Origin of the sequence: Rhodococcus sp. WB9 (assembly GCF_007558985.1) — a bacterium.
GTDB lineage: Bacteria > Actinomycetota > Actinomycetes > Mycobacteriales > Mycobacteriaceae > Rhodococcus_F > Rhodococcus_F opacus.
Window position 1 is genome coordinate 6428516 of sequence record NZ_CP041769.1, and the last position, 26366, is coordinate 6454881.

Annotated in this window: 22 protein-coding genes; 14 read left to right on the forward strand and 8 right to left on the reverse strand. The window is 67.1% G+C overall.

The window, feature by feature from the left end:
- Nucleotides 1-61: 61 nt before the first annotated feature.
- The gene (locus FND50_RS30045; protein ID WP_105415491.1) at nucleotides 62-1249 is read left to right on the forward strand and encodes an ROK family transcriptional regulator; all 1188 of its coding nucleotides are present in this window, start codon (nucleotides 62-64) and stop codon (nucleotides 1247-1249) included.
- Between the two features lie 8 nt (nucleotides 1250-1257).
- Here the strand turns inward: FND50_RS30045 and catC are convergent, their stop codons facing one another.
- Genes catC through catA form a run of 3 tightly spaced genes read right to left on the reverse strand, consistent with a single transcriptional unit; the run spans nucleotide 1258 to nucleotide 3548 of the window.
- Nucleotides 1258-1539, reverse strand: coding sequence for a muconolactone Delta-isomerase (gene catC, locus FND50_RS30050; RefSeq protein ID WP_144288109.1), 282 nt, complete (start codon nucleotides 1537-1539; stop codon nucleotides 1258-1260).
- A 15-nt stretch (nucleotides 1540-1554) separates the two neighbouring features.
- Nucleotides 1555-2676: a muconate/chloromuconate family cycloisomerase gene (locus FND50_RS30055; protein ID WP_144288110.1), complete on the reverse strand. Its 1122-nt coding sequence runs from the start codon at nucleotides 2674-2676 to the stop codon at nucleotides 1555-1557.
- Nucleotides 2677-2705: 29 nt separating this feature from the next.
- On the reverse strand, nucleotides 2706-3548 hold the full coding sequence (gene catA / locus FND50_RS30060) for a catechol 1,2-dioxygenase (protein ID WP_005264057.1): 843 nt from the start codon (nucleotides 3546-3548) through the stop codon (nucleotides 2706-2708).
- A gap of 208 nt (nucleotides 3549-3756) precedes the next feature.
- On the opposite strand from catA, the gene FND50_RS30065 reads away from it, so the two are divergent.
- Complete coding sequence (locus FND50_RS30065; RefSeq protein ID WP_144288111.1) at nucleotides 3757-4527, forward strand: IclR family transcriptional regulator C-terminal domain-containing protein; 771 nt, start codon at nucleotides 3757-3759, stop codon at nucleotides 4525-4527.
- Between the two features lie 13 nt (nucleotides 4528-4540).
- Here FND50_RS30065 and FND50_RS30070 read toward each other — a convergent pair whose 3' ends face one another.
- The gene (locus FND50_RS30070) at nucleotides 4541-5077 is read right to left on the reverse strand and encodes an intradiol ring-cleavage dioxygenase (protein WP_005573874.1); all 537 of its coding nucleotides are present in this window, start codon (nucleotides 5075-5077) and stop codon (nucleotides 4541-4543) included.
- Between the two features lie 233 nt (nucleotides 5078-5310).
- On the opposite strand from FND50_RS30070, the gene FND50_RS30075 reads away from it, so the two are divergent.
- Nucleotides 5311-6258: an acyl-CoA thioesterase gene (locus tag FND50_RS30075; protein WP_144288112.1), complete on the forward strand. Its 948-nt coding sequence runs from the start codon at nucleotides 5311-5313 to the stop codon at nucleotides 6256-6258.
- A gap of 49 nt (nucleotides 6259-6307) precedes the next feature.
- The gene (locus tag FND50_RS30080) at nucleotides 6308-7792 is read left to right on the forward strand and encodes a multicopper oxidase family protein (protein ID WP_144288113.1); all 1485 of its coding nucleotides are present in this window, start codon (nucleotides 6308-6310) and stop codon (nucleotides 7790-7792) included.
- 9 nt (nucleotides 7793-7801) lie between these two features.
- On the opposite strand, the gene FND50_RS30085 is transcribed toward FND50_RS30080, so the two are convergent.
- Nucleotides 7802-8740 (reverse strand): AraC family transcriptional regulator, encoded by a 939-nt coding sequence (locus tag FND50_RS30085; protein WP_144288114.1) that lies wholly within the window; start codon nucleotides 8738-8740, stop codon nucleotides 7802-7804.
- A gap of 165 nt (nucleotides 8741-8905) precedes the next feature.
- On the opposite strand from FND50_RS30085, the gene FND50_RS30090 reads away from it, so the two are divergent.
- Nucleotides 8906-9466: a flavin reductase family protein gene (locus FND50_RS30090; RefSeq protein ID WP_037231006.1), complete on the forward strand. Its 561-nt coding sequence runs from the start codon at nucleotides 8906-8908 to the stop codon at nucleotides 9464-9466.
- Between the two features lie 24 nt (nucleotides 9467-9490).
- Entirely contained in the window at nucleotides 9491-11107 is a 1617-nt protein-coding gene (locus FND50_RS30095; protein ID WP_144288115.1) for a 4-hydroxyphenylacetate 3-hydroxylase family protein, read from the forward strand.
- Nucleotides 11108-11129: 22 nt separating this feature from the next.
- On the opposite strand, the gene FND50_RS30100 is transcribed toward FND50_RS30095, so the two are convergent.
- Nucleotides 11130-12077, reverse strand: coding sequence for an AraC family transcriptional regulator (locus FND50_RS30100; RefSeq protein ID WP_144288116.1), 948 nt, complete (start codon nucleotides 12075-12077; stop codon nucleotides 11130-11132).
- A 218-nt stretch (nucleotides 12078-12295) separates the two neighbouring features.
- Here FND50_RS30100 and FND50_RS30105 point away from each other — a divergent pair, with 218 nt between their 5' ends.
- From FND50_RS30105 to FND50_RS30135, 7 genes are all read left to right on the forward strand, one after another.
- The gene (locus FND50_RS30105) at nucleotides 12296-13507 is read left to right on the forward strand and encodes a cytochrome P450 (RefSeq protein ID WP_144288117.1); all 1212 of its coding nucleotides are present in this window, start codon (nucleotides 12296-12298) and stop codon (nucleotides 13505-13507) included.
- 2 nt (nucleotides 13508-13509) lie between these two features.
- On the forward strand, nucleotides 13510-14505 hold the full coding sequence (locus FND50_RS30110) for a 2Fe-2S iron-sulfur cluster-binding protein (protein ID WP_144288118.1): 996 nt from the start codon (nucleotides 13510-13512) through the stop codon (nucleotides 14503-14505).
- A gap of 184 nt (nucleotides 14506-14689) precedes the next feature.
- Nucleotides 14690-16066, forward strand: coding sequence for a benzoate 1,2-dioxygenase large subunit (gene benA / locus FND50_RS30115; protein WP_120660447.1), 1377 nt, complete (start codon nucleotides 14690-14692; stop codon nucleotides 16064-16066).
- A gap of 14 nt (nucleotides 16067-16080) precedes the next feature.
- The gene (gene benB, locus FND50_RS30120) at nucleotides 16081-16590 is read left to right on the forward strand and encodes a benzoate 1,2-dioxygenase small subunit (protein WP_007297190.1); all 510 of its coding nucleotides are present in this window, start codon (nucleotides 16081-16083) and stop codon (nucleotides 16588-16590) included.
- A 36-nt stretch (nucleotides 16591-16626) separates the two neighbouring features.
- The gene (benC, locus tag FND50_RS30125; RefSeq protein WP_144288119.1) at nucleotides 16627-18165 is read left to right on the forward strand and encodes a benzoate 1,2-dioxygenase electron transfer component BenC; all 1539 of its coding nucleotides are present in this window, start codon (nucleotides 16627-16629) and stop codon (nucleotides 18163-18165) included.
- On the forward strand, nucleotides 18162-18956 hold the full coding sequence (locus FND50_RS30130) for a 1,6-dihydroxycyclohexa-2,4-diene-1-carboxylate dehydrogenase (RefSeq protein ID WP_144288120.1): 795 nt from the start codon (nucleotides 18162-18164) through the stop codon (nucleotides 18954-18956). The genes benC and FND50_RS30130 overlap by 4 nt, the downstream gene beginning before the upstream one ends.
- Before the next feature lie 146 nt (nucleotides 18957-19102).
- Nucleotides 19103-20467, forward strand: coding sequence for an aromatic acid/H+ symport family MFS transporter (locus tag FND50_RS30135; protein ID WP_120661420.1), 1365 nt, complete (start codon nucleotides 19103-19105; stop codon nucleotides 20465-20467).
- Here FND50_RS30135 and FND50_RS30140 read toward each other — a convergent pair.
- Nucleotides 20443-21510: a 2-oxoacid:ferredoxin oxidoreductase subunit beta gene (locus FND50_RS30140; RefSeq protein WP_144289198.1), complete on the reverse strand. Its 1068-nt coding sequence runs from the start codon at nucleotides 21508-21510 to the stop codon at nucleotides 20443-20445. The two genes, FND50_RS30135 and FND50_RS30140, sit on opposite strands and share 25 nt — an antisense overlap.
- Nucleotides 21511-21515: 5 nt before the next feature.
- Nucleotides 21516-23450: a 2-oxoacid:acceptor oxidoreductase subunit alpha gene (locus tag FND50_RS30145; protein ID WP_144288121.1), complete on the reverse strand. Its 1935-nt coding sequence runs from the start codon at nucleotides 23448-23450 to the stop codon at nucleotides 21516-21518.
- 122 nt (nucleotides 23451-23572) lie between these two features.
- On the opposite strand from FND50_RS30145, the gene FND50_RS30150 reads away from it, so the two are divergent.
- Nucleotides 23573-26275: a LuxR family transcriptional regulator gene (locus FND50_RS30150; RefSeq protein ID WP_144288122.1), complete on the forward strand. Its 2703-nt coding sequence runs from the start codon at nucleotides 23573-23575 to the stop codon at nucleotides 26273-26275.
- The last annotated feature ends 91 nt before the right edge of the window (nucleotides 26276-26366 follow it).

Genomic DNA, 26366 nt, shown 5'->3' on the forward strand with positions numbered 1-26366 from the left:
TACGAACAAAGATCACGGCCTTACGTTGTCAGACGCCTGTCCGGTTGGTTGAATGGCCTGCATGCGGACGCCTCGCTCGACGACCTCCCCGGCGACGGGTGGCGACGTCTTCGCCCTCATTCGCGCAGGGCAAGCAACGACTCGCACCGAGATCGGCACCCTCACCGGCCTCTCCCGCACCGCTGTCGCGGCCCGGGTGTCTTCGCTGCAGGCGTCGGGGCTCGTCGTCGAACGCGAGGAGGGCGTCTCCACCGGCGGTCGACCGCCGGTGAAGCTCTCGTTTCACGTTCAGGCCGGTGTCGTGCTGTCGGCGGCCATCGGCCGGAGCCGCACCCAGCTGGCCATCTGCGACCTCGCCGGCGACGTCATCGTCGCCGAGGACGTGGAGCAGGAGATCGGCACCAGCCCGGCCGAGCTGATGCCCGTCATCGCACAACGCCTCATCGCGCTGCGCGAGAGTCTGGGCGAGACCGCGGGACGGACGGTCGGGATCGGGATCAGCCTCCCCGGGACCGTCGACACCGAACGCGGGTGCAGCCTGAACTCCCCCATGATGTCGGGCTGGGACGGCGTCCCTCTCCAGCCGTTCCTCGCCGACGTCACCGACGCGCCCGTCTTCGTCGACAACGACGCCAACGTCATGGTGCTGGCGGAGCGGCGCGGAGAACGCCGCGACTTCGCCGACATGCTGCTCATCAAGGCGTCGACCGGACTGGGTGCCGGACTGGTGTCCGGTGGCGTGCTCCAGCGGGGCGCCCTCGGCGCGGCGGGCGAAATCGGGCACACGAAAACCGCAGCGGCACAAGGTGTGGTGTGCCGCTGCGGTGATGTGGGTTGTATCGAGGCCGTGGCCGGCGGGTGGGCACTGGTCCGCAATCTGCAGGAGCAGGGACGCGAAGTCACCCACATCCGCGACGTGATCACGCTCGCCCTGGCCGGGGACGCCGAGGCGCGGCGGATGATCCGTGAGAGCGGGCGGCAGATCGGCGAGGTCCTGTCGGGCGCGATCAACCTCCTCAACCCGGAGGTCGTGATCGTCGGCGGCGACATGGCGCAGGCCTACGACACGTTCGTCGCGGGGCTACGCGAAACCCTCTACGGCAACGCCATCGCCGTTGCCACCCAACAGCTTCAGATCCTCCCCTGGACGCACGGGGAACTGTCGGGCGTCGTCGGCAGCGCCACCATGGCACTCGACCACGTCCTCAGCGTGCGCGCGGTGGACCGGTTGCTGGCGCAACAGAAATAGGCGCGGGCCTATTTGACGTCGGAACCATGCTTGGTGAGCGGCATGATCTCGATGTTCATGTACGGGAACAGTGGAAGGTTCCACAGGATCTCGTGCAGTTCGTCGGCCGACTCGACGTCGAAGATGCTGATGTTGCTGTACTGCCCGACGATCCGCCAGATCTGGGGCCACTTGCCGGAGCGTTGGAGCTCCTGCGAGTACGCCTTCTCCTTGGCGATGGTCTCGTCCCGGACCGTCGGGTCGAGGTCACGGGGAATGGCGACGTCCATGCGGACGTGAAAGAGTGCCATCGGGTGGTGTGCTCCTTAGTTCCTGGTCCAGGTCTTGACTGCGTCCATGTTGAGCTCGACTCCGAGTCCGGGCCCCTCGGGCAGGAACACCTGGCCGTCGGCGTAGCGGATCGGTTCCTGCAGCAACTCCTCGCTGAACAGCAGCGGTCCGAACAGTTCGGTGCCGAAGTCGATGCCGGGTTCCGCGCACGCGAAGTGGATGGACGCCGCGGTCCCGATCGGGCCTTCGATGGATGTCGCTCCGTGGCAGGCGATTCCGGCTGCCTTGGCGATTGCGACCACCTCGCGGCTCTTCTGCAGGCCGCCGCATTTGGTGGTCTTGAGGGCGATGACGTCCGCGGCGCCGCGGCGTGCGACCTCGAGGGCGTCGTGCGGAGTCTGCACGCTCTCGTCCGCCATCACCGGGACGGGGACGAGGCGGTTGAGCTCGGCGAGGACCTCGAGTTGCTCACCGGGTGTGGGCTGCTCGATCAGTTCGACGCCGCCTTCGACGAGGCGGGGCACGTACTTCAGCGCGGTGAGCCTGTCCCAGCGGGCGTTGACGTCGATGCGGACACCGGCCTTGCCCTGCAGAGCCTGCGCGATCTGGACCACCCGGGCAGTGTCGACGGCGGGATCGAGCGCACCCATCTTCAGTTTGAAACTGAAGTGCCGCTTCGACTCGACGAGACCGAGGGCCTCTTCGATGATCTCCTCGGCGGGTGCGGCGCCGAGGGCCCACGTGACGTCGACACTCTTTCGGAAGGCGCCGCCGAGCAGCGTGTGCACGGGCACACCCAGGCTGCGGGCCCAGGCGTCGTGCAACGCGACGTCGACGGCGGCCTTCGCGAAACGTGCATTGGCGACAACTCGTTCGATGTCCGGCATGATGCCGGTGATCTCGTCGACACCACGCCCCAGCAGGACCGGGACGATGTACCGCTCGACGATCGCCTGCATCGTCTCCACCGATTCGCCGCCCCACCACGGGCCGCCGGGGACGACGCCCTCGCCGTAACCGGTCACGCCGCCCGCGGTCGTGACGGCGACGAGCAGCAGCGGCTGCGCCGTCATCGACGTGGTGGCGAACTTGTGGGGACGCACCAACGGCACATCGAGGATCGTCGTTTCGACGGAAACGATCGACAGGTCGGTCATCGGATCACTTTCTCTACGGGCGGAACGGGTCACGCGGGGTCGAGCACAAAGTTGTAGGTGACGTAGTTCTTGCCGTCGTCACCGGTCTTCGGATCGAGGATGAGTTCCGGCTTGGTAGCCGACGCGACGTCGCTGTCGATCCACTCGCCACCCTTGAAGTACAGCTGCGTGGTCACCGACTCCTTGCCCGGCGCCGACACGATGAGGTGCAGGTGCGCGGGACGCCACGGGTGACCGTTCTGCGCCTCGATGAACTGACCGGTCGGGCCGTCGGTCGGGATCTGGTAGGGCGCCGGCTGGATCGTGGTGATCTCGTAGCGGCCCTCCTCGTCGGCGATGATGGTGCCGCGCAGGTTCCACTCGGGCAGGTGCGGGGCGAACTGCGAGTAGTAGCCGTCGTTGTCGGCGTGCCACAGTTCGACCTTCGCGCCGGCGAGGCCGTTGCCGTCGAGATCGGTGACCTGGCCGGAGAAGACGAGCGGGGTGATCTTCTCGTCCTCTTCCCGCATCGGCAGGGTGCACTTCGACGGCAGCTCGGGCGAGTTCTCGATGTAGTACGGGCCCTCGATGCTGCCCTTGGTGCCCTTGCGGCTGCGAGCGAGGACTTCTTCGACCGAGTGCTCGATGAACACATCGAGGAACAGCGGCCATTCGCCGCCCTCGCCCACGTCGATGAGCCACTGCTTGAACACGCGGTACTCGGGGTAGGTGACGCCGTGCTTCAGGATCACGTCGTTGAGTGCGCCGAGTGCGTCCTTGGCGATGGCCGCGAGCCGCTCCGGCGAGGTGTCGGCTGTGACGCGTTCGGCCTTGAACTTGTCGGTGGCGGCGGAGCCGGATCCGGCGGCGGTGGGGCTCTCGGTGGTGGTCATCTGTTTCTCCTTGGGCTGGGAGGGGAGCGGATTGGGCTGATATCGAGTTTTGGGCGACGCGGTGGGTGTTCACGCGCCGAGGGTCTTGCCTTCTGTACGCTGTGCGTACTAGCATCACGCTGTGCGTACACCACTACTGTGCGCGCAGTCACATTGAAATGTCAACCCCAAGTCCGAATACGCACCCGAATCGCTGGTGGAGGCCGCAATGACCGAGAGCGATCGCGATTACATCCAGAGCATCGAGCGCGGGTTCGCAGTGCTCCTCGCGTTCGACGCGCAGCGTCCGAACCCGACGCTCGCCGAACTCGCCACAGAAGCGGGACTGTCGCGCCCCGCCGTCCGCCGGATCCTGCTCACCCTGCAGAAGCTGGGGTACGTCGCCGGCTCGGGTGGCCGATGGTCGCTCACCCCCCGCGTGCTGAGCATCGGACAGCACTACTCGGAGTCGCACGCACTGATCGAGGCCGCGATGCCCCGACTGCTGGAGGTGGCCGAGAAGACCCAGGAGTCCGCGTCGCTCGGCGTGCTCGACGGCGCCGACGTGGTCTACGCGGCGCGCGTTCCCGTCCGGCGGATCATGAGCATCAACGTCTCCGTCGGCACCCGCGTCCCCGCGTACGCCACGTCCATGGGTCGCGCGCTCCTGGCCTGGGCCCCCGCCGACATGGTCGAGCAGGTGGTCGCCGAGTCCACGTTCGAGAAACTCGGGCCCGAAACCATCAGCACTGCAGCCGAACTCGACAAGGAACTCACCAAGGTCCGCGAGCAGGGGTTCGCCCTGACGTCCGAGGAGCTGGAGAAGGGCCTGATCTCGCTGGCCGCCCCCGTCCGCGACGCCGGCGGCACAGTGGTCGGCGTGGTCGCCTGCTCCACGTCGTCCGCGCGGAATACTCCGGCACAGTTCCGGGAACAGGCCGTTCCGTGCGTCCTCGCCGCCGCGGCCGCCCTGAGCACGGACATGGGCTTCGCCGGCTGACGGCATCACTCGGTCAGATCGGGTCGAGCACGAAGTCGCAGGAGACCTCTCCGCCGACCAGGCCGACGAGCGACTCGACGGCGGACGCGTCCACTTCTCGCGATGCGCCCGGTGTCGGCACCAGGCGCGTCTCGAGCGGTCGGAAGCCCCGCGCATGCACGACGACGTTGACGTGCCCGACATCGGCTTCGCCTCGGGCGCTCGAGAATTCGCACGGCGCCGGCTGCACGGTCGAGATGTCGAAGCGGCCACCGGCGCATGTGACGACGATGCCGCGCAGGTTGTTGCGCAGAATCTCGACGGAGTACCCGGAGTAGCAGCCGTCGGCGTCCGCGTGCCAGATCTCGAGTTCCGCCCCCGACAAAGGGGCGCCGTCGCGTGAGCGCACGACCCCCGCGATGCGGAGCGGAGGCCCCGGTTCGCCGGGGAGTGCCGCAAGGTTCGCCTTCCACGGCAGCACTCGCTGCGCGGGGAGGTAGAACTCGCGGTCGACGTGGTCGAGGCAAGCCTGGTCCACGTGAGGTGCGGTCGTCGTCGACGTCGAGGTCATCACCTGATCCCATCACTCTCGTACGCTGTGCGTACGTTGAGAACGCTATGCGGTCGTTGTTGAGTGTGCGCGTGGTCACACGCGTTCGTCAACCTCCGGTCCGTTCACATCGCGGACCGGTCGGTCCGGTGCATCTGTGGGATAATTTCACCGCCACCGGCGGACAACGACGTTTCGCCGTCCCCGGTTCGCGCCCTCGTGCCGGCCACGTCGAATCCCCGAGGATCACATCGATGACCACGCCTCCCCGCAGCATCACCCTCCGCTTCCTGGCCGCACCCACCGAAGTGGCGACGCTCGGAGGAGCCGTCCAGGGCGGCCGGATCCTCGAATGGATCGACAAGGCCGCCTACGCCTGCGCGGTCGGCTGGAGCGGGAGCTATTGCGTCACCGCCTACGTGGGAAACATCAAGTTCACCCGGTCCATCGAGTCGGGTCACCTCGTCGAGGTCGAAGCCCGGCTCGTCCACACCGGGCGCTCGAGCATGCACATCCAGTGCACCGTGTCGTCGGCCGACCCGCGCACCGGACAGTTCACCGAGGCCAGCAACTGCCTGATCATCTTCGTCGCCGTCGACGACTCCGGTAAGCCGACGAGCGTGCCGCCGTGGCAGCCCGTCACCGCCACCGACCGCGCCGAGTCGGAGGAGGCGCTCATGCGCATCGGCCTGCGGGCCGACATCGAAGAGGCGATGAGCAAGCAGAACTACACCGACGCGGGCACCGCACCGGAATCGCTCACCCGCTTCCTCGCCGCGCCCACCGACGTCAACTGGGGCGGCAAGACGCACGGTGGAACCGTAATGCGCTGGATCGACGAGGCCGCCTACCTGTGCGGCACGTCGTGGAACGGCACGCCGTGCGTGTCCGTGTACGCCGGCGGGGTGCGCTTCTACCGCCCGATCCAGATCGGTCACGTCGTCGAGGTCGACGCCCGCCTGCTGCACACCGGCGCGCAGACCATGCACATCTCGGTGCACGTGCGATCCGGCGACCCGCGCACCCGGGAAATGAACCTCACCACCCACTGCCTCACCGTCGTCGCCGCCGTCGACGAGGACGGCGCCGCAACGGCAGTGCGGCAGTGGGTGCCGCAGTCCGACGAGGACCGCAAGCTGGAGGCGCACGCCCGCGAACTCATCGCCCTCCGCGACCGGGCTCGAATCGGCGCCCTGGCGTAATCCGCCCGAGTAGCGTCACGGGAAACGGTCTACCCGCGGAAGGAGCGGGATGCCTGGGAACCGTCCACTCGACGTGCAGTTGTCCCGGCGGCGCGTGCTGCAGTGGGGAGCCGGAGCTGCACTCCTCGGGCTCACCGGGGCCTGCGCCCGCACCGACGACACCGAGGCCCCGATCGGACCCGGCTCTCCTGAGGTGCGCGCGTTCGCCGAGGCCGAGTCCCGGCGATTTCCCGGTGGGAGGCCGGTCGCCTACGAGCTCTCCGCGACGCAGTCCGACGTCGACATCGCAGGTAAACGCACTGCTGCGTGGCTGTACAACGCGCAGCTGCCGGGCCCGATCCTGCGGGCGAACGTCGGGGACAGGGTCCAGGTGCGGTTTCGCAACCAGCTGCCGGATTCCACCACCGTGCACTGGCACGGGCTGGCCATCCGCAACGACATGGACGGGGTCCCAGATGTCACGCAGGCTCCGATACCGGCGGACACAGAGTTCGTCTACGACTTCATCCCGCCCGACCCGGGCACGTACTGGTACCACACGCACGGCGATCTCCAGCGCGGCCGAGGGCTGTACGGGGCTCTGATCATCGACGATCCCGGGGCTCCCGCGAACTACGACGCCGAGTTCGTCGTCGTGCTCTCCGACTGGTTGACCGACCGCACGCCCTCGCAGGTCTTCGACGAACTCCACGGCGGGCGGATGACGTCCATGCCCGAGATGACGTCGCGCGTGCTCGGCGGTGACTCCGGCGACGTCCGGTACCCGGTGTACCTGCTGAACGGGAAACCACCCGGCGATCCGACCGTCTTCACCGCACGGCCGGGGCAGCGAGCCCGCATCCGGCTGATCAACGCGGGCGACGACACCGCGTTCCGGGTCGCGCTGGGTGGCCACCGGCTGACCGTGACGGACACGGACGGTTTCCCCGTCGAACCGGTCGACACCGACTCGGTGCTGATCGGCATGGGCGAGCGGTACGACGCCGTCGTCACCCTTCAGGACGGGGTGTTCCCGCTGGTCGCGGTCGCCGAGGGGAAGGGCGCGCAGGCATTCGCGGTGGTGCGCACCGGCGGCGGTACGGCCCCCGACCCCGCCGTGGCGCCCCGTGAGCTGGGCCCTCCCCCACTCACCATGGTCGGCCTGCGGGCCGCCGACGCCGTCCGGTTACCCGTCGTCGACGCGGGTGTCACCCTGGAGGCGTCGCTCGGCGGCCACATGATGCAGTACGTGTGGACGGTGAACGGCAAGGCCTACCCCGACCACACCCCGCTGACCGTCCACCGGGACCAGCGAGTGCGGCTGGTCTATACGAACCCCACGATGATGTTCCACCCCATGCACCTGCACGGGCACACGTTCGCCGTCGCCCGGTCGGACGGTTCGGGACCGCGGAAGGACACCGTGATCGTGCTCCCCGGGCAGACCGTCGCCGCCGACATCGACACGACCAACCCTGGCCAGTGGATTACGCACTGCCACAACGACTATCACCTTGCCGCCGGTATGGCGACGATCTTCTCCTATGTGAGCTGACGCCGGCCGTCAGCCCCGGAGCGCTTCCGAGGGCGCCACGCCGTACTTCCGGCGGTACGCCGCTGCGAACCGGCCCGTGTGGGTGAAACCCCAGCGCATCGCGACCTCGGCGACCGTCGACGAACCGTCCGCGCGCAGCAGGTCGTCGTGGACACGTTCGAGCCGGACGTCCAGCAGGTAGTCGCGGGGGCTCACCCCGACGTACTCCTGGAATCCCTCCTGCAGGCGACGGATCCCGACGCCCGCGATCCCGGCCATCTCGGCCGCCGTCCACGCCCGCGCAGGGTCGGCGTGGATCTCGTCGATGACACGCTTGACGATGCGGGGCCGGGTACCGGCACCGGCCGTCTCGTCATCCGGGATCGCTGCCAGGACCAGCGCCGTGGTGACCGCCCCCGACAGTTGCTCGGCGACGAGGGGGTTCGTGTAGATGCCGTCCGACCGCAGCATCTGGTCGAGCAGCGACCGCACCAGCGCCAGCCAGCTGGCACCGTTCTCACTGGTCAGGTCCAGTTGTGGGGGCAGACGCAGTCCCGGCCGCGCCAGGATCCGCGCCATCTCGCGGTGCAGGTGGTCGCGGTCGACGCGCACGCCGATGATGGAGCAGTCCTTGCTCCAGTCGGTGATGAGCGTCGTCGTGTCGGGCGGGCAGATCGTTCCCGCCCCGGGCACGGACGACACCTCGTGCTTGCCGGTCACCGATTCCAGATGCCCCGACAGCGGCACGTTGATCGCATACGCGCCGGGGTGGTCGGACTGAATCGACACGTCGGCGCCCCAGCCGATATGAGTGATCTTCACGGGCCCGAGTTCGACCGCCTCCGCGATTGTGTTGCCCGCGTTCGAGCTGTTCAGCGGGGTCAGCCGGTGCGGGAAGTACACGTCCGACACCACGTGCGACGCTTCGTCCCAATCTTCGGGGCGAATCAGCTTGGACGCGGGCTGCATGGCACCAGTGTGACTACGGACACCTTCGATTGCAATTTCCGGCGTGATCCAAGTCACCGCGCAAAGCGGATTACCTCCGCGCTCAGCGGATCGACGCACCGTGCCCACGGTCGTACTTTCGTCCGTACCTCATCAGCGCCCCGGACAGGAAGGGAGGCTCCGACCATGGAGCAACGCGAACTCCGGAACATTTTCGGGCAGTTTGCCAGCGGAGTCACGGTCATCACGTGCGCCAACTCCGAGGGCCTGCCGCACGGAGCGACGGTCACCGCCTTCACCGCCGTCTCGATCGAGCCGAGACTGTGCCAGATCACCCTGACCCGAAAGTCCAAGGCCTGCAACTACTTGAGCAAGGCACCGTTCGCCGTCAACATTCTCGCCGCCGACCAGGTGGACACCGCGATGCATTTCGCCGGGCGCCCGCAGAACCCCGAACCCGTATGGGCCGACGGGCCGACCGCCCCCATCATCTGCGGTGCCGCCGCCACGTTGTCGTGCCGGCCGTGGGCCGAGTACGACGGCGGCGATCACATCATCTTCATCGGTGAGATCGTCGCGGCCGAATCCAGCGGCAAGGACCCGCTGCTGTTCTACCGGAGCACTTTCCACGACCTCGGCTCACCGTCCGCGTCGGCCGCGTGGAACGGATCGATGGACGATCCGAACAACGGCTGGTTCGACTCCACCACCTCCTTCACCCCGTTCCATCTTCAGCCCGTCAACTGACCGCCGAATCCGAAAGGACATTCCATGACCACCACCGAAAGCGCTCCCGAGACCGCGCTCGACCCGACGAAGGTCAACCCGGCCGCAGACTGCGAAGCCAACCGCACCGCGAACTTCGCGTCGCGGCCGATGACCGGTGACGAGTACATCGAGTCGTTGCGCGACGACCGCGAGATCTGGTTGCACGGCGAGCGCGTCGAGGACGTCACCACGCATCCGGCGTTCCGCAACCCCATCCGGATGACCGCACGCCTCTACGACTCGATGCACACCGGCGAACACGTCGACAAGGTCACCACCCCCACCGACACCGGCAACGGCGGCGTCACGATGCCGTTCTTCAAGGCACCCACCTCCTCGGACGACCTGCTGAAGGAACGCGACGCCATCGCCACCTGGGCGCGCATGACGTACGGCTGGATGGGCCGGTCCCCCGACTACAAGGCGTCCTTCCTCGGCACCCTGCATGCCAACAAGGAGCTGTACTCCCCGTTCCAGGACAACGCCGAGCGCTGGTACAAGGAATCGCAGGAAAAGGTTCTCTACTGGAACCACGCGATCATCAACCCGCCTGTCGACCGCCAGCTCCCGCCCGACGAGGTCGGCGACGTGTTCATGAAGGTGGAGAAGGAGACCGACGCCGGCCTCATCGTTTCCGGCGCCAAGGTCGTGGCCACCGGCTCGGCCATCACCAACTACAACTTCATCGCGCACTACGGCCTGCCGATCAAGAAGAAGGAATTCGCCCTCATCTGCACCGTCCCGATGGACGCACCGGGCGTGAAGCTGATCTGCCGGTCCTCGTTCACCCAGAACGCGGCCGTGATGGGCACCCCGTTCGACTACCCGCTGTCGAGCCGCATGGACGAGAACGACACCATCTTCATCTTCGACAAGGTGCTCGTGCCGTGGGAGAACGTCTTCATGTACGGCGACGTCGACAAGATCAACGGCTTCTTCCCGCAATCCGGATTCCTGCCCCGCTTCACCTTCCAGGGCTGCACCCGTCTCGCCGTGAAACTCGACTTCATCGCCGGCATGCTGATGAAGGCACTCGACGCCACCGGCGCAGGCGGTTTCCGTGGCGTGCAGACCCGCGTCGGTGAGGTCATCGGCTGGCGAAACCTGTTCTGGTCACTCACCGAATCGATGGCACGCAACCCCGAGCCGTGGATCGGCGACACCGTCATCCCGAAGCTCGAGTACGGCCTCACGTACCGCATGTTCATGATCCAGGGCTACCCGCGGATCAAAGAGATCATCGAACAGGACGTCGCGTCCGGTCTGATCTACCTGCCCTCGAGCGCCCGCGACTTCAAGAGCCCCGACGTCCGCCCGTACCTCGACAAGTACGTCCGCGGCTCCGACGGCATGACCGCCGTCGAACGCGTCAAGATCATGAAGGCACTGTGGGATTCGATCGGCAGTGAGTTCGGCGGCCGGCACGAACTCTACGAGCGCAACTACTCCGGCAACCACGAAAACGTCAAGGCGGAACTGCTGTTCGCCGCCGAGAACCGTGGCGACGTCGCCTCCATGAAGGGCTTCGCCGAGCAGTGCCTGTCCGAATACGACCTCGACGGCTGGACGGTCCCCGACCTCATCGGCAACGACGACGTCTCGTACTTCGGCAACAAGTAACCGCACACCCACGCAATCCCCGTCAGAAGCGCATCAGCTCTGACGGGGATTTGCCGTACCGCCGGCGGTACGCGGCGGAGAACCGGCCCGCATGGGTGAACCCCCACCGGGCAGCGACCTCGGAGACCGTGACACCGGGTTCCAGTGCCCTCAGGTCGGCGTCGGCGCGACTCAGGCGGATGTCGAGGAGGCATTCCGACGGACTGCGCCCGACGTACTCGCGAAACCCTTCCTGCAACCGGCGGACGCTGGTACCCGCCAATTCGGCCATGTCGGCTGCCGTCCAGGCGCGGGCTGGGTCGTCGTTGAGTCCGTCGAGCACTCGCTTGACGATTCGCGGTCGGGGTGCGCCCCCGCGCACCTCCTCGTCGGGCGTGACGGCCAGGACGAACGCCGAGGTGATCGCGCCGGCGAGCTGTGGGCCGACCACCGGGTTAGCCAGGAGGTCGGCCGGCTCCCGCAGTTGCGCGGTCAATGAGCGCACCAGACGAAACCAGCTGTGTCCCGGGGCCTCGGTGAGATCGATCTGCGAGGGCAGGTGCAGCCCGGGCCGCAGGTCGGAGCCGAGGATCCGGTCAGCCTCCTGCTCGAGGTAGGCGCTGTCGAATTTGACGCCGAGCACAGAGCAGTCGCCGCTCCACCGGGTGATCAGGGTCGGCTCGTCCGCCCGGAAGACCGTGGCCTGACCGGGCCGAGACAGCACCGTGTCGCCCTGCGAACAGGACTCCAGCGAACCGGACAGCGGAATGTTGATCTCGTACGCATCCGGATAGTCGCACTCGATCGACACGTCGGCACCCCAGCCCAGCCTCCCGAGAGTGACGGGGCCGAGGTCAACGGTCCGCATCGACAGCTTCATCGCTCCGTTCGGCGACAAGTCGGTCAACGTGTGGGGAAAGTACGCACCGGCCACCGCCCTCGACGCCGCATCCCAGTCCTGGGTTTCGGTGATCGTCGATGCCATCGTCATGCACCTGCCTCACTGAAGAATCGTTCCGACCTCATTGAAACCGTGTCGTCACGCCCAGTCGAGGATAACTGAGACCGCAATCACAAGTAGTCGCGCAGATGGTCCAGAGACCGCGCAGAGTGGCTAGACCACCCTCCTGCGACGGCCTACCTTCTTCCTCACCCCGCTCACACAACGAAAGTTGTTTCCGAGCAGTTGCTTTGAATGAGGAGATTCAGATGACCGCCACCCTCTCTTGGATCGACGAGATCACGATGACGGAACTCGAGCGCAACCCGTACCCCGTCTACGAGCGGCTGCGCGCCGAGGCGCCGCTGGCCTACGTCCCAGTCCTCGGCTCGTTCGTCGCGACCACCGCCGACCTGTGCCGCACCATCGCCAACAGCCCCGACTTCGAGGGGATCATCACCAAGGCCGGCGGCCGCACGTTCGGTCACCCTGCGGTGATCGGCGTCAACGGCGAGATCCACCGCGACCTCCGCTCGATGGTCGACCCCGCACTGCAACCGTCGGAGGTGGACCGTTGGGTCGACGGACTCGTCCGCCCCATCGCGCGGCGCTACGTGGAGCAGTTCGAGAACGACGGCAAGGCCGATCTGGTCTCGCAGTACTGCGAACCCGTCAGCGTGCGCGCACTCGGTGACCTGCTGGGGTTGAACGACGTCAGCTCGGACACGTTGCGTGACTGGTTCCACCGGCTGTCGAACTCCTTCACCAATGCCGGGGTGGACGCGGACGGCGAGTTCACGAACCCGGAGGGATTCGTGCAGGGCGACGAGGCCAAGGCAGAGATCCGGGCCGTCGTCGATCCGCTCATCGACAAGTGGACCGTCGAACCGGACGACAGCGCCATCTCGCACTGGCTGCACGACGGCATGCCCGAAGGACAAGTCCGCGACCGCGAGTACATCTACCCCACGCTCTTCGTCTACCTGTTGGGCGCGATGCAGGAACCCGGGCACGGAATGGCATCGACACTCGTGGGCCTGTTCACCCGCCCCGAGCAACTGGAGGCCGTCATCGACGAGCCCGCGCTGATTCCGCGGGCAATTTCCGAGGGAATGCGCTGGACCTCGCCGATCTGGTCGGCCACGGCCCGCATCAGCACCAAGGACGTCACGCTCGGGGACGTGTTCCTTCCCGAGGGATCCGTGGTCCTGTTGTCCTACGGTTCGGCCAACCACGACACCGCTGTCTACGACGCCCCCTCCGACTACGACATGACGCGCCCCCCGCTCCCCCACCTGGCGTTCGGTTCCGGCAACCACGCGTGCGCGGGTATCTACTTCGCGAACCACGTCTGCCGCATCGGCCTCGAGGAGTTGTTCGAGGCGATCCCGAACCTCGAACGTGACTCCGGCGCGGACGTGGAGTTCTGGGGCTGGGGTTTCCGCGGCCCGACCGCCCTCCGGACCACGTGGGAGGTGTAGCCGTGACCTTCACCGTCTCGGTCGCCGCGGACAGGGTGGAATGCCGCCCCGACCAGCCGCTTCTGGACGCCTTCCTCCGAGGCAGCGTGTGGATGCCGAACTCTTGCAACCAGGGCACGTGCGGAACGTGCAAGCTGCGGGTCGTATCGGGGTCGGTCGACCACGGGCGCTCGCCCGAGAACACGCTGACCCGGGCCGAGCGTGAGCAGGGATTCGCCCTGGCCTGCCAGGCCACTCCGCTCGGTGACACCGTGGTGGAGCGCCTCGACGCGGCGCCCGCAGGCACCGTCCACGCACTGCGAGACGTCGTCGGCACCGTGAGCGCGATCGAGGACGTCGCCCGTGACACGCGGCGGGTTCTCGTCACGCTCGACAGCCCGCTCGAATTCTCCGCGGGGCAGTACGTCGAACTGCGAATACCCGGCACCGACCACCGCCGCCAGTACTCGATGGCGAACACGCCGGGCGAGTCGAAACAACTCGAGTTCCACATCCGCAGGCAGCTGGGCGGAGTCGCGACGGACGGTTGGGTCTTCGGCACGCTGTCCGTCGGCGAGCGCGTCGACATGGTGGGGCCGCTCGGGGACTTCCGTCTCGATCCGGAGGACGAGGGTCCGATGATCCTGCTGGGCGGCGGAACGGGCCTCGCCCCGCTGAAATCGATCGTCCACCAAGCACTCACCGTCGCACCGGGGCGCGCAATCCACCTGTACCACGGCGTGCGGGAAGCAGCCGACCTGTACGAAGCGGACCTGTTTCGGGAGTGGGAACGCGCGCACCCGGGGTTCCGATACGTTCCGTGTCTGAGCAATGCGACGTGGTCCGGCCGGACCGGCTACGTCACCGACGCGTTCGTGGAGGACTTCGACACCTGTCGCGGCTACTCCGGGTACCTGTGCGGGCCGCCGGCGATGGTCGACGCCGGCGTCAAGGCGTTCAAGCGCCGGCGCATGGCTCCGCGACGCATCTTCCGGGAGAAGTTCACGCCCGCCGCGTGATTACGGCACCCCGATGCGTACGCCGAGGCCCTCCGAGCCTCGGCGTACGCATGCCGAACACGTCCTAGTCAGTACTCGGTAAATGCCTAGTGTGATGCAGCGCACAGGCTGCAAGAGTGGAATCCATTGCCGGACCCGGGCGCCCTCGCAGGGCGCAAGCCCCCCGGAGATCTTGGAGGATCCCATGACTGAAACCCTGTACACAGCGCCGTCCGACGACGTGCGCGCCAAGCTGGCCGACGCGCTCATCGAGGACGCGGAAACCGGCCGCTACCAGGTGCGACGTAGCGTTTTCACCGACGAGGACCTGTTCGAACTCGAGATGAAGCACATCTTCGAGGGCAACTGGATCTATCTGGCCCACGAAAGCCAGATCCCGAATGTCGGCGACTACTTCACCACGTACATGGGCCGCCAGCCGATCGTGATCTCCCGCAACAAGGAGGGCGAACTCAACGCCCTGGTGAACGCGTGCAGCCACCGCGGCGCCATGTTGTGCAGGCGCAAGACGGACAACCGGACCACGTTCACCTGCCCGTTCCACGGCTGGACGTTCAACAATTCGGGCAAGCTCCTCAAGGTCAAGGACCCGCGTGAGGCCGGCTACCCGGAACAGTTCAACAAGGACGGCTCTCACGACCTCACCAAGGTCGCGCGGTTCGAGAACTACCGCGGTTTCCTGTTCGGCAGCCTCAACGCCGACGTCCCGCCGCTCGAGGAGCACCTCGGTGACACCACGAAGATCATCGACATGATCGTCGACCAGTCGCCCGACGGCCTCGAGGTCCTGCGCGGTGCGTCCACCTACACGTACGACGGCAACTGGAAGCTGCAGACCGAGAACGGTGCCGACGGCTACCACGTGTCCGCTACCCACTGGAACTACGCCGCGACCACGTCGCGCCGGGAGTCGGGCGAGTCCACCAACGCCACGAAGGCGATGGACGCCGGCAAGTGGTCGAAGCAGCAGGGCGGCTACTACTCGTTCGACAACGGTCATCTGCTGCTGTGGACGAAGTGGGCCGACCCCGCCAACCGTCCGCTGAACGAGCGTCGCGACGAACTGGTCGCCGAGTACGGGGAGGATCGCGCCGACTGGATGATCGGTGTGTCCCGCAACCTGTGCCTGTACCCGAACGTGTACCTGATGGACCAGTTCGGTTCGCAGATCCGGCATTTCCGTCCGATCTCCGTCGACAAGACCGAGGTCACCATCTACTGCATCGCCCCCAAGGGTGAGAGCCGCACGGCACGTGCCGCCCGCATCCGCCAGTACGAGGACTTCTTCAACGCCACCGGCATGGCCACCCCGGACGATCTCGAGGAGTTCCGCTCCTGCCAGAAGACGTACCAGGCCGGAGCCGCACCGTTCAACGACCTCAGCCGCGGTGTCACCCACCAACTCCAGGGCCCCGACGAGGGTGCGAAGAAGATCGGCATCAATCCCATCTCCAGTGGTGTGAAGACCGAGGACGAGGGCCTTTACCCGATCCAGCACGGCTACTGGGTACAAGCGCTCACCAAGGCGCTCGACGCCGACGTTGCCGCGAACAACCGCTGAGGGAGACGACGAACATGACTGCAGTAGCCGAAAGCACTGTCACCCAGCACGCCATCGAGCAGTTCCTCTACCGTGAGGCCCGCTACCTCGACGACCGCGAGTTCGAGAAGTGGATCGAGTGCTATCACCCCGACTCCGAGTTCTGGATGCCGGCGTGGGCCGACGACGGTGAACTGACCACCGACCCGATGACCGAGATCTCCCTGATCTACTACGCCAACCGTGGTGGCATCGAGGACCGGGTGTTCCGCATCAAGACCGACCGGTCGAGCGCGACGAGCCTTCCGGAACCCCGCACCGGTCACAACATCTCGAACGTCGAGGTCACCGACCGTCGCGGCGACGTCGTGGACGTCCGGTTCAACTGGTTCACGCTCTACTTCCGGTACAACACGGTCGACACGTACTTCGGGAATTCGTTCTACACCATCGACTTCTCTGGTGAGCAGCCTCTGATCCTGAAGAAGAAGGTCGTGCTCAAGAACGACTACATCCACCACGTGGTCGACATCTACCACATCTGATTTCTTCCCCATTCTTCGCGAATCGAGCTGTTTTCCATGACTTTCCAAGTTGCACTGAGTTTCGAGGACGGGATCACCCGCTTCATCAAGTGTGACGGCGACGAGACGGTCGCCGACGCGTCCTACCGCGCGCGCATCAACATTCCCCTCGACTGTCGAGACGGGGCGTGCGGCACCTGCAAGTCGCTCTGCGAATCCGGCACGTACGACGGCGGCGACTACATCGAGGAAGCGCTCACCGACGAAGAGGCGGAACAGGGCTACTGCCTTCCGTGCCAGATGATGCCGGAAAGTGATCTGGTGCTGCAGATCCCGACGACGTCCGACGTCGCGAAGACCGCCGCAGGCACGTTCTCGTCGACGGTCACGGAGATCCGTAAGTTCTCCGACACCACTATCGGGTTCACGATCGAGATCGCGAACCGGGACGACCTGGTTTTCCTCCCCGGCCAGTACGTGAACATCACCGTTCCCGGGACCGAAGCGACGCGCTCGTACTCGTTCAGCACCGGACCCACGTCGAAGGAACTGTCGTTCCTGGTCAAGATCACCGACGGCGGCCTGATGTCGGAGTACCTGCGTAGCCGCGCACAGGTCGGCGACACGCTCGAGTTCACCGGCCCGATGGGAAGCTTCTTCCTGCGTGAGCAGAAGCGTCGCGCCCTGCTGCTGGCCGGCGGCACCGGGCTGGCCCCGCTGTTGTCGATCCTCGACAAGATGCGCACCGACGCCGCCGACCACCCCGTGCACCTGGTCTACGGAGTCTCGTCCGACGCGGACCTGGTGGAACTGGACAAGCTCGAGGAGTACACGAAGTCGCTGCCCCAGTTCACGTTCGACTACTGCGTGTCCGACCCGGCGAGCAGTGCACCGAACAAGGGATACGTCACCGGCCTGTTCGAGCCCGCACACCTGAACGACGGCGACGTGGACGTGTACCTGTGCGGTCCGCCTCCCATGGTCGAGGCGGTGCGCGACCACCTGAAGTCGGAGGGCATCACGCCGGCGAACTTCTACTTCGAGAAGTTCAACAACGCCGCGACACCGAGTGGGTCCGAGGCGTCCGCACCGCCGGCGGCCGACGCCCTCGAGGCGGCCCCCGAGTACGAGATCGGCGAGGAACACCAGCCGCTGTCCGAGTCGGACGCACAGTTCGACGCCCGCATGGCGCTCGAACTCGGGGCGATGGAACTGACCATCGGCCGGATGACGAAGGAACAGCTGTCCGAGTACCGGATCCTCGCCGAGACCTCGTGCGAATCGATCGAGAACGACCACTTCACGGACGCCGGCGCCTTTACCGACACCAACGCCGCATTCCACGAATTCCTGTTCCGGTGCACCGCCAACGACGTGCTCCTCGAGGCGTACAACCGCCTGGAGGTCACGCAGCTCATGACAAAGGTGCTCCGCACCGCGGACTGGGTGGACGAGCACATCCAGCACGACCACCTCGACATCGTCGCCGCCTTCGAGAAGGGTGACCGGGCCGCCGCCCACGACCTGATCGTCAGCCACAGCGCGCACGCCAAGGCCACCATGTGCCGCGCCATCGAGAGGAGTGCCGTCGCATGAGTGGACTCGTCACTCCGCACCGCTTCGACGGCAAGGTCGTCGCGGTCACCGGCGCAGCACAGGGCATCGGCCTGACGGTCGCGACCCGACTCGCGGCCGAGGGTGCGTCGCTGATCCTGATCGACCGCGCCGAACTCGTCCACGACGTCGCGAAGGGGTTGCGCGAGAACGGCACCGACGCGCACAGCATCACCGCCGATCTGGAACAGTTCGCCGACGCCGAGGCGGCGATCGACGAGGCGCGGCAGCAGCACGGCCGGCTCGACGTGCTGATCAACAACGTCGGCGGCACCATCTGGGCCAAGCCGTACGAGCACTACACCGCCGAGCAGATCCAGGCGGAGGTGCAGCGGTCGTTGTTCCCGACCCTGTGGACGTGCCGCGCCGTCCTCCCCCACCTCATCGCGCAGGAGTCGGGCACCATCGTCAACGTGTCCTCGGTGGCCACGCGGGGTGTCAACCGCGTGCCCTACGCGGCGTCGAAGGGCGGGGTCAACGCCCTGACCGCGTCACTCGCTCTCGAAGCCGCACAGTACGGAATCCGCGTGGTGGCCACCGCACCCGGCGGCACCGAGGCGCCCGCTCGCCGCGTTCCCCGCGGCCCCGGCGCGGAGACCGATCAGGAGAAGGCCTGGTACCAGCAGATCGTCGACCAGACCGTCGACTCCTCCCTGCTGAAGCGGTACGGAACGCTGGACGAGCAGGCCTCGGCCATCGTCTTCCTGGCCTCCGACGAGGCCACCTACATCACCGGGACGGTACTGCCCGTCGCCGGTGGCGACCTCGGCTAGCTGCCCACAGATCTCGACCGCCTCATCGGCGGGGCGCATTGCATCGTCTCGCCGATGGGGCATTTCTTTAGCCGAATTCGATTGTGACGCAGCACACTTACGAGTTCGGCCCGGTTCCCCGTCACACCCACCGAGCGGAGATCACCATGAACCCATCCACCACCCCCGATACCTGGGCGAGTCCGAGACACCGCAGTGCCGTCACGTGGGTCGTCGCGATCGCCACGATCGCGATCATCTTCGACGGCTACGACCTCGTCGTGTACGGCACCATCCTCCCGACGTTGATGAACGATCCCGGCCAGCTCGGCGAGATCTCCGCGCAGCAGGCCGGTGCACTGGGCTCGTACGCGCTCATCGGTGTCATGGTGGGCGCACTCACCGCCGGCGCCGTGGGCGACTACCTGGGCCGGCGGCGGATGATGCTCGTCAACATCGCGTGGTTCTCCATCGGAATGGGGCTCGCCGCGTTGGCCACCAACGTCACCATGTTCGGCCTGCTGCGATTCTTCACCGGTATCGGGGTCGGTGGCCTCGTCGCCACTGCCGGTGCGATGGTGGCGGAGTTCGCCCCTCCCGGAAAGCGGAACCTGTACAACGCCATCGTCTACAGCGGCGTCCCCGCCGGCGGGGTGCTCGCATCCCTCCTCGCGATCGTCCTGCGCGACACGATCGGCTGGCGCGGCCTCTTCTGGATCGGCGCACTGCCCATCGTGATCCTGCTGCCGCTGGCGCTCGTGAAACTGCCCGAGTCGCCGAAGTGGCTCGTCGCCCGCGGCCACGAGGACAAGGCCCGCCGCATCTCCGAACGCACGGGCATCCCGATGCCCGGCGCCGACGAGATCGCCGCGGAACGGGCCTCGGCCGAGAAGGTCGGCTTCGCCGCACTCGCGACGCGCCGTTACGTCTGGGGCACTGCACTTCTCGGAATGATGAGCTTCTCCGGCCTGCTGCTCACGTACGGACTCAACACGTGGCTTCCGAAGATCATGGAGGACGCCGGTTTCAACGCGAAGGGTTCGTTGTCGTTCCTGCTCGTCCTCAACGGCGGCGCGATCCTCGGCGGCCTGATCGCCTCCAAGGTCGCCGACGGCATCGGACCGCAACGCGTCGTCGCCACGACATTCGGTCTCGCCGCACTCGCCCTGATCCTCCTGACGCTCGGCTTCCCGCTGCCGGTGCTGCTCGCGTCCGTCGCGGTCGCCGGAGTCGGCACCATCGGCACCCAGGTCCTGATCTACGGCTTCGTCTCCAACTACTACTCGACGTCCGCGCGCGGCGCCGGGGTGGCGTGGTGCGCCGGATTCGGCCGGCTGGGCGGCATCTTCGGCCCACTGATCGGCGGAGCACTGATCAGCGCGGGCATCAGCAGCCAGGTGGCGTTCTACGTCTTCGCGGGCATCGCCGTCCTGGGCGGGATCGTGACGTTCTTCGTTCCGCGTGCACGGGTCACCCGCGCCGAGGTGGCGGGCACCGGCGAAGCCGCCTACTCCACCGTCCAGGTGTCGTGACCGGTCAGCAGGCGCTGCAGCGAGCCGTCGTCGACGGGGTCCTTCTCCCGCGCGATCTCGTTCTGCAGGCGCACCATGTCGTCGTACGTGTCCCGCACGACACTGCGGAACACACCGGTCACGGTGTGGGTGAGGTCCTGGTCCGAGAGCCTCGACAGTGCGTACGCGTAGTCGGGGTCGTCGGTGTGGGCGTCGTGCACGACGATGTCGTCCCGGTCGACGTCTGCGGTCGCGACCACCTTCAGACCGAAACCCGATCGGACGACGCAGTATTCGCCCGCTCCGCCGAAGACGATCGGCTCGCCGTGGGTCAGCGGGATGAGGCGCTGCTCCGAACCGTCCTTGCGTAGGACGTCGAACGAGCCGTCGTTGAAGATCGGGCAGTCCTGGTAGATCTCCACGAACGACGTGCCGCGGTGCGCAGCCGCCTGCCGCAGCACCTCCGTCAGCCCCTTGCGGTCCGAGTCCATGGCTCGGGCCGCGAAGGTCGCCTCGGCTCCCAGCACGAGGGACAGCGTGTTGAACGGGTGGTCCACCGACCCCAGCGGCGTCGACTTGGTGACCTTGCCGACCTCCGAGGTCGGCGAGTACTGCCCCTTGGTCAGCCCGTAGATCCTGTTGTTGAACAGCAGGATCGTCATGTTGACGTTTCTCCGCAGGGCGTGGATGAGATGGTTGCCCCCGATCGACAGTGCGTCGCCGTCGCCGGTCACCACCCACACCGACAGGTCGGGGCGCGTCACCGCGAGACCCGTCGCGATGGCGGGCGCACGACCGTGGATCGAGTGCAGGCCGTACGTGTCCAGGTAGTACGGGAACCGGCTCGAGCAACCGATACCGGAGACGAACATCAGGTTCTCGCGTCGGAGTCCCAACTCCGGCAGGAAACTTCGGATCGTGGCGAGGATGACGTAATCGCCGCACCCCGGACACCACCGGACCTCCTGGTCCGACGCGAAGTCCTTGGCCTTTTGCGGTTCGTCGGTCCTGGGCACGTGCGCGGTGGCGCTCAGGCCCAGATCCGCACCGACACGACTGATCATCCGTGTCACGCCGATTCCTCCTGCCGGGGTCCGGTCGATCGGTAAGTCGCCGACGCGAGCGCGTCGGACGTCTTCGCGAGCTCGTGCTCACGCAACGTTCCGGCCAGCGCGGAGTCGATCACGTCGTGCAGCTCGTCGCCGAGGAAGGCGAGCCCCCGCACCTTGGTCACCGATTGCACGTCGACGAGGAACCTCGAACGGAGGATCATCGCGAGCTGGCCCAGATTCATCTCCGGTGCGACGACGGTCCCGTAGCTACGCAGCACCGCACCGAGATTGGCGGGCAGTGGGTTGATGTTGCGTACGTGCACGTGGGCCACCTTCTTGCCCTCACGGCGAGCACGCCGACAGGCCTCACCGATAGGTCCGTACGAGCTGCCCCACCCGACGAGCAGCAGGTCGGCCTCACCCGAGGGGTCGTCGACGACCGCGTCGGGAACGGCGATTCCGTCGATCTTGGCCTGGCGCAACCGCACCATGAGGTCGTGGTTGGCGGGATCGTAGGAGATGTCGCCGCTGCCGTCGGCCTTCTCGAGTCCGCCGATGCGGTGTTCGAGCCCCGGCGTTCCCGGTATCGCCATTGCACGCGCGAGCGTCTCCCGGTCGCGGGCGTACGGCGCGAATTCGCCGTCCAACGGTGGCGCCGTGTCGCAACCGGGGTCGATCCGGTCCAGTTCGGAAACGTCCGGGATGGCCCACGGTTCGCTGCCGTTCGCGATGGCGCCGTCCGACAGCAACAGCACCGGTGTGCGGTATGTGAACGCGATCCGGGCGGCATCGACGGCGGCATCGAAGCAGTCCGCGGGTGAGCGCGGCGCGATCACCGCGACCGGCGACTCGCCGTTGCGTCCGTACATCGCCTGCAACAGATCCGACTGCTCGGTCTTCGTCGGGAGCCCGGTGGACGGTCCACCGCGCTGGACGTCGATGACGAGCAGCGGGACCTCCGTCATCACCGCCAGCCCGATGGCTTCGCTCTTCAGCGCCAGTCCGGGTCCGGACGTGCTCGTCACGCCGAGCGCACCCCCGATCGACGCGCCCAGCGCCGCGCCGATTCCGGCGATCTCGTCCTCGGCCTGGAACGTGGTGACGCCGAGATTCCGGTGCTTGCTCAGCTCGTGCAGGATGTCCGACGCCGGCGTGATCGGATAGGTGCCGAGGAAGACGTCCCGCGACGCCAGCCGTCCCGCGGTCACCACCCCGTAGGCCAGGGCCGTGTTCCCGGTGACCTGGCGATAGGTGGCCGGTGGGAGCGTCGCCGCGGACACCTCGTAGGTGGTCGCGAAACTCTCCGTCGTCTCCCCGTAATTCCACCCGGCCTTGAACGCGAGCAGGTTGCCCTCCGCGATCTGCGGCTTCGCTGCGAACTTGGTCTGCAGGAACCGCTCGATGCTGTGCGTGGGGCGGTTGTACATCCACGACAGCAGTCCGAGCGCGAACATGTTCTTCGCCCGCTCGCCGTCCTTCCGGCTCAGTCCGGCGGGTTCGACCGCGCCGACCGTCAACGTCGACATCGCCACCGGATGCACCACGTAGTCCTCGAGGGAGTCGTCGTCGAGGGGGCTCGTGGCGTATCCGACCTTCGCGAGATTCCGCTTGGTGAACTCGTCCGTGTTCACGATGATCATGCCGCCGCGCGGCAGATCGGCCAGGTTCGCCTTCAACGCCGCCGGGTTCATCGCGACCAGGACGTCCGGGCGGTCGCCGGCCGTGAGGATGTCGTAGTCCGCGATCTGGATCTGGAACGACGACACACCGGGGAGCGTGCCCTGGGGCGCCCGGATCTCGGCAGGAAAGTTGGGCTGGGTGGCGAGGTCGTTGCCGAACGCCGCCGCCTCCGACGTGAACCGGTCGCCGGTCAACTGCATGCCGTCGCCGGAGTCTCCGGCAAAGCGGATCGCCACTCGCTCCAACTTCGTGGAGCTCGCCTCCGTCGTCATGGATGCACCGAATCCCTCGACTCGTAGTCGTTCTGACCAGCAGCTTCTAACCTCACGGTACAAGCGTTCCCAGTTTTCGCCAGGAACACGCCGAAATCAGGCGCCGCGATACGGTGAGTGGTGTGAGGGATCCAGGGAACATCGAGCTCGTCGGGCGTTCCCGCGAACTCGCCGAACTAGAGTCGATCCTGCGTGAGGCGGGCGAGAACGCGCCCGTCGTCGTGGTCGTCGAAGGCGTGCCGGGCATCGGCAAGACCACCTTGGTGGAACACTTCCTCGCGGCGCATCCCGACCTGCCCGCGTTCTTCGCGGTCTGCGCCCCGTGGGCGTCGGGCCATCCCTTCGGCGTCGCCGAACAGCTCCTCGGGGAGGCCGTGACGTCGGAGGACCCCGTCGACGTCGCCCGCGAACTCGTCGCTGCAGTGGATCCGCCTGCCGGTGACGTTCCGTTCGTCTTCGTGCTCGACGATGCGCAGTGGGCAGACCTCGCCTCATTGCAGGCGCTGACCTCCGCTGTGCATCTGCTGGACCGACCGGCAATGATCGTCCTCATCACGAACTCGGAACCTCCTGAGGGTGTTCCCGCGGACGTCCTCGACCTCCTCGACCGGCATTGCCGGCATCCGATCCACGTCCGTCCGCTCGATGCGTCCGACACCCGCAGACTTGCGAATACCCTTGCGCATCTCGACCTTCCGGCCCCGGTGGCGCACCAGCTCGTTCAGCACACGGCGGGGAATCCACGACACCTCACGCAACTTCTGCAGGAAGTCGACCCGAGCGCGTGGAGCCAGTGGCAGCCAGTGCTCCCGGTGCCCCGCACGTTCGCCGCGAAAGTGCAGTCACAACTGTCGGCGTGCTCAGCGCCTGCCCGGGCACTCGTCGAATCGGCGGCCGTACTCGCCGGGGATCCCCGATTCGCCGACGCCGCCGCGCTCGCGGGCATCGAGCACCCAGTGGAAGCGCTCGACGAAATCCATCGGGCGGGCCTCCTCACCGTCGGTGAGCATCGCGGCGTGACCGTGCTGACCTTCCCGTCGCCACTGACCCGGGCCGCCGTCTACCGCAGCCTCGGACCCATCCGGCTCCGTGACCTGCATGATCATGCCGCACAGATCGTCGAGGACGAAGGCAGGCGGCTGGACCATCGCGCCGCGGCCGCGCCGTTCGCCGACCCCGCGCTCGCGGACGAACTGGACACCTACTCTGCGCAGCGGGCGACCGTCGGGGCGTGGTCGGCCGTCGCGGACGCATTGATCAAGTCGAGCCGCCTCACCGTGGACCGCGGCGAACGCGAACAACGCCTCATCCGGGCCGTCGACGCTCTCGTCGGTGCCAGCAACCTTCCCCAGGCGCTGGCTTTCGCGCCGGAGATCGAGAGCTTCCCCGAAAGTCCGTTACGCGATGCCGTACTCGGCTACCTCGCAATCCTCCGGGGACGACCCGCGGAGGCCGATCTGCTGCTCACCCAGTCGTGGACCGCATGCGACCCGGACACCGATCCGGCGACCGCCGCGCTGATCTGCCAGCGCCGCGTCCTGGACTCACTCGTGCGCTGGCACGGACCGGACCTCGTCGAATGGGCCAGCCGGGCCGTGGCTCTCGTCGATCCGGGGGATCCGTCGGCCGTCGAATCCGCGGCGATCATGGGACTCGGACTCGCTGCCACGGGTCAGATCGTGGAGGCACGGGCCGCCTACGACACGCTGTCCGCGAAGATCGCCCTCGGTGCCCAGTCCCAGCGCTTCGACATGGCCAGGGGTTGGCTCGACTTGGCACTGGACGATCCCGAATCGGCGCGCCAGGAACTGGAGAGCGCCGTCCCCACGGCCTTCCGGATGGGCTCGACCCGCATCTCGCTGTGGGCGCAGGCCTGGCTGGCGCGAACGCAATTCGCCCTCGGCGACTGGAGCGGCGCCATCGCCACTGTCGACCGTGCGGCACACCAACTCGAGGACGCCGCACTCGACCTCGTCCGGCCCCTGGTGCACTGGACCGGCGCGCAGACACACGCGCTGCGCGGAAACTGGCCCGCTGCGCACGAGCACCTCCGTCTCGCGGCGGCGAGTTCGCACGACTACCCGATGATGTTCATTCCGTCCTCACTGGCACGCGCCCAATGCGCCGAGGTGCAGGCCGACTACGCCGCAGTGATCAGGGCGCTCGAGCCTCTCACCCGCCTCCAGCCCCGCGAGGGCATCGACGAGCCGGGCTTCTGGCAGTGGCCCGACGTCTACGCGAACGCGCTCGTGATGGCCGGTCGCGTCGACGACGCGGACACCTTCCTCACCCCGCACGAGGAACGCGCCGCCGAGCGCGGGCACCGATCGGCGATGGCTCGTCTCGGTTACGCCCGCGGTCGCGTCGCAGGCGCGCGTGGCGACATCGATGCCGCCCGGGACGTGTTCGAGACGGCGTTGACGCACCTCGACACCCTTCCCCTCCCCTACGACCGCGCCCGCGTGAACTTCGCGTACGGCCAGACCCTGCGCCGGGCAGGCAAGCGGCGCGAAGCGGACGCCGTCATGCAGGCCGCCCGGGAGGGATATTTCGCGCTCGGAGCCACCTCCTACGTGCAGCGGTGCGACCGCGAACTCAAGGCCGGCGGCCTCAACCTCAAACGCAGCCGGTTCACGCTCGAGGAACTGACTCCGCAGGAACGTGCCGTGACCGAACTCGTCGCCGGCGGAGCCAGCAACAAGGAGGCGGCCGGCGAGCTGTTCCTGTCCGTCAAGACCGTGCAGTACCACCTGACCCGGGTCTACGCGAAGCTCGGCATCCGCTCGCGCAGCGAACTCGCGGCGCAGTTCCGCGACCAGGAGTGACGTTCGAGGTGGCGGGAACCTACCCCGAGGGTGCCTGTTCCGGGCAGCACCATCCGGCCAGGCTGGATCTCGACCGATGCAGCCGACCCAC

What these genes read in the sequence shown, in the direction of transcription:
- FND50_RS30100 (WP_144288116.1), bottom strand. Translation starts at nt 12,077, where the DNA reads ATGACGATGGCATCGACGATCACCGAAACCCAGGACTGGGATGCGGCG.
- FND50_RS30080 (WP_144288113.1), top strand. Translation starts at nt 6,308, where the DNA reads ATGCCTGGGAACCGTCCACTCGACGTGCAGTTGTCCCGGCGGCGCGTG.
- FND50_RS30145 (WP_144288121.1), bottom strand. Translation starts at nt 23,450, where the DNA reads ATGACGACGGAGGCGAGCTCCACGAAGTTGGAGCGAGTGGCGATCCGC.
- FND50_RS30055 (WP_144288110.1), bottom strand. Translation starts at nt 2,676, where the DNA reads ATGACCGACCTGTCGATCGTTTCCGTCGAAACGACGATCCTCGATGTG.
- FND50_RS30070 (WP_005573874.1), bottom strand. Translation starts at nt 5,077, where the DNA reads ATGACCTCGACGTCGACGACGACCGCACCTCACGTGGACCAGGCTTGC.
- FND50_RS30095 (WP_144288115.1), top strand. Translation starts at nt 9,491, where the DNA reads ATGACCACCACCGAAAGCGCTCCCGAGACCGCGCTCGACCCGACGAAG.
- FND50_RS30105 (WP_144288117.1), top strand. Translation starts at nt 12,296, where the DNA reads ATGACCGCCACCCTCTCTTGGATCGACGAGATCACGATGACGGAACTC.
- benB (WP_007297190.1), top strand. Translation starts at nt 16,081, where the DNA reads ATGACTGCAGTAGCCGAAAGCACTGTCACCCAGCACGCCATCGAGCAG.
- catA (WP_005264057.1), bottom strand. Translation starts at nt 3,548, where the DNA reads ATGACCACCACCGAGAGCCCCACCGCCGCCGGATCCGGCTCCGCCGCC.
- FND50_RS30075 (WP_144288112.1), top strand. Translation starts at nt 5,311, where the DNA reads ATGACCACGCCTCCCCGCAGCATCACCCTCCGCTTCCTGGCCGCACCC.
- catC (WP_144288109.1), bottom strand. Translation starts at nt 1,539, where the DNA reads ATGGCACTCTTTCACGTCCGCATGGACGTCGCCATTCCCCGTGACCTC.
- FND50_RS30085 (WP_144288114.1), bottom strand. Translation starts at nt 8,740, where the DNA reads ATGCAGCCCGCGTCCAAGCTGATTCGCCCCGAAGATTGGGACGAAGCG.
- benA (WP_120660447.1), top strand. Translation starts at nt 14,690, where the DNA reads ATGACTGAAACCCTGTACACAGCGCCGTCCGACGACGTGCGCGCCAAG.
- FND50_RS30140 (WP_144289198.1), bottom strand. Translation starts at nt 21,510, where the DNA reads ATGATCAGTCGTGTCGGTGCGGATCTGGGCCTGAGCGCCACCGCGCAC.
- FND50_RS30135 (WP_120661420.1), top strand. Translation starts at nt 19,103, where the DNA reads ATGAACCCATCCACCACCCCCGATACCTGGGCGAGTCCGAGACACCGC.
- FND50_RS30090 (WP_037231006.1), top strand. Translation starts at nt 8,906, where the DNA reads ATGGAGCAACGCGAACTCCGGAACATTTTCGGGCAGTTTGCCAGCGGA.
- FND50_RS30130 (WP_144288120.1), top strand. Translation starts at nt 18,162, where the DNA reads ATGAGTGGACTCGTCACTCCGCACCGCTTCGACGGCAAGGTCGTCGCG.
- FND50_RS30045 (WP_105415491.1), top strand. Translation starts at nt 62, where the DNA reads ATGCGGACGCCTCGCTCGACGACCTCCCCGGCGACGGGTGGCGACGTC.
- FND50_RS30065 (WP_144288111.1), top strand. Translation starts at nt 3,757, where the DNA reads ATGACCGAGAGCGATCGCGATTACATCCAGAGCATCGAGCGCGGGTTC.
- benC (WP_144288119.1), top strand. Translation starts at nt 16,627, where the DNA reads ATGACTTTCCAAGTTGCACTGAGTTTCGAGGACGGGATCACCCGCTTC.